This is a genomic window from Mesorhizobium qingshengii (assembly GCF_900103325.1).
GTDB classification, from domain to species: Bacteria; Pseudomonadota; Alphaproteobacteria; order Rhizobiales; family Rhizobiaceae; genus Mesorhizobium; species Mesorhizobium qingshengii.
In genome coordinates, this window is the sequence record NZ_FMXM01000083.1 from 1 (window position 1) to 2269 (window position 2269).

1 pseudogene is annotated in these 2269 nt (G+C 54.0%); it reads left to right on the forward strand.

The window, feature by feature from the left end:
* Positions 1 to 456: 456 nt before the first annotated feature.
* Positions 457 to 1962, forward strand: a pseudogene (locus BLS48_RS34365) (HrpF/NolX family T3SS translocon protein); the annotation flags it as partial.
* Between the last annotated feature and the right edge of the window lie 307 nt (positions 1963 to 2269).

A 2269-nucleotide genomic window follows, 5' to 3' on the forward strand; every position in this document is an offset into this window, starting at 1 on the left:
CAGTCCAGGCCATCGTGAGCTCCATCGAATCTTTGCAAATCCGACGGAATCACAACCTATTGAAATCACCCACTTCTTTTTGAGGCAGTCTCTTAAGCTCGTCAGTTTCCCGAAAGCTAAACCGCTCATAGTGGAGCCGGAAGTTTGAGCGGTATCTCCGCCGATTGCTGAAATGGCGCCTGGAGCTGGCGCAGAACGATGTAGTTTGAAGCGCAGGCCGAACTATGACCTGCCAAAGCTCGTAGGACGCAAGAGCCCGAGGGGTTCTTGTGAGAAATTCTAAACATCACGTTTGAGGATGTACAAATGCCGGATTTATCGTCCCTTATCGCCAATCGCGCACAGTCTAGACAGCAGTCGCCAATCCTGAATGCTTTTCATCCGCAGCAAAGCGTATCGTGCTTCGAGGCGATACTAAGGAACTGCGCGCACAGGCCCTTCGGACTGGGCCCAGGTCCCGCTCCGAGAATAACGTGGAACGGGGGCTTGCTGACTTCTGCCGAATTGCAGATCGTGGCGGTACTGAACCGTCACAAGGACCAAATGCCCCTCAGTTGGGAGTCGCTGGCCCGCAAGGTCAATGATCCCTCCACTCCACCGGATCTGAGAGAGGCGATCGAGGGACTGCAGCAAGACCAAGAGCTTTTCTATGCCATCGGCTCTCAGGGCGATGGTCGCTGTGGAGGCAAAATCACGGCGAGGGACTTGTCCGAATTTTCCAAGCTTCATCCACCAGTCGCCGCATTTCAGGAAAGCCTGGCGCAAAGCTACGAGCAGAACTACATACCATCCGATAGCACCAAAAACGTTCAGCCTTCGCTCATGACCCGGAGCGATGCCTTGCGCGAGCTTTACCGATATTCCGAAAATTTGCCCAAGGTCATGAGCCTGGCTAGTTTCAAACAGATCGTTGTCGGCGAATCGCGAGCCGGTAAGTGTCCGCCCCAGGTCATTGCAGCAGCTCAATACTTCACCAATCATCCAGATGAATGGATGCAGGTGTGCGGTGGTGCTTCAGGTAAGGTCCATAAAGAGGATTTTCTGCAGGCCGCTTCATCGTCGATGAGTCTCACGCAAGCTGAACTGAATGTCCTAAAGACTATCAGCAGCAATCAGCTAGCTTTTTTCGAGGGCGGCGATCTAACGCGTGAAAAGCTGACAGGCATGTCTGAAGACAAAGGACTCGACAAAAGAGTAACGGAGGCGTCAGTTCAGCTACTTTCCGATCCTCTCCTCTTCAGTCTTCTGAACAATTCGATTACGGGATATAAGTCGCACAATTCATTCTTCGATTTCGGCGGCGGGCATACTGTCGACTCCGGTGACATTAGCAAAGAAGACTTTGTTCACTTCTACGGGAGCATGTCGTATGCGAACGGCGCCGTTCAGCAGCCCAAGACCCATGCGCCGGAAACCGCAGCGGATCAGAAAGCCGTCTCGGACATGATGATGGGCCGGGCGGATCAACCTGATGCCAAGTCACCCAAGAAAAACGGCGGGGCTTTCATCCACGCAGTCGGCGACGTGCTCAAGGTATACTCGACAGTGAATGATTGGGCTGCGACGGCGGTGGGTCTATTGAGCTTCATTCCGGTCGTGGGCCAAGTGGCCGATGCCGTTTCAATGACGCTAGCGTTCGAGGCGCAAGCGGCAAATCTTGTCCGTACAGCGATTACCGGCGGCAACTTGAAGCAGGCGCTGCTGGACGCTGGCATCAATATCGGCGCGCAAGCGCTGAGCCTTGTCGCTGGACCCCAGGTCAAGCTTGCAATTAGTAACGGACTCGTGAAGAAGGCGATGGAGGAGGCTGCCACGGTCGGTATCGATCTGCCGATTTCAATGGCGAAAAGCTACGCAGAAGACTATTTGCAGGGCCTGCAAGCACGTCTTCCGGCCGACCCTGTGCAAGCAGCCAATTTCCCCAGCCAAATGGCCATTCAATTTTCCCAGAATATGATCTGACAACAAATGTGGGAGGCACTCGTGGCTGTGGATGACAAGGGAACGGGGAAGGGCCGGTGAGTTCGCCGCTCCTGGCTAATATACCTTCGCTGTGTTTACCTCTCGGCTTAGGGCTGGCGACAGCGCGATGTCACGGGCGATATGATTATCGTGCGCTGTGCCGATGATGTTTTCGTCGGTTTCGAGGACGAAGCTCGTCATTTCCTCGATGCGGTGTCAATACCGGGTGAAATTTCCCCAAAAGTGCCGAAGTAAAATTCCCCAATTACGCCGTCTCGGACGGCATGGAGAATTGGGTATTTTTCGG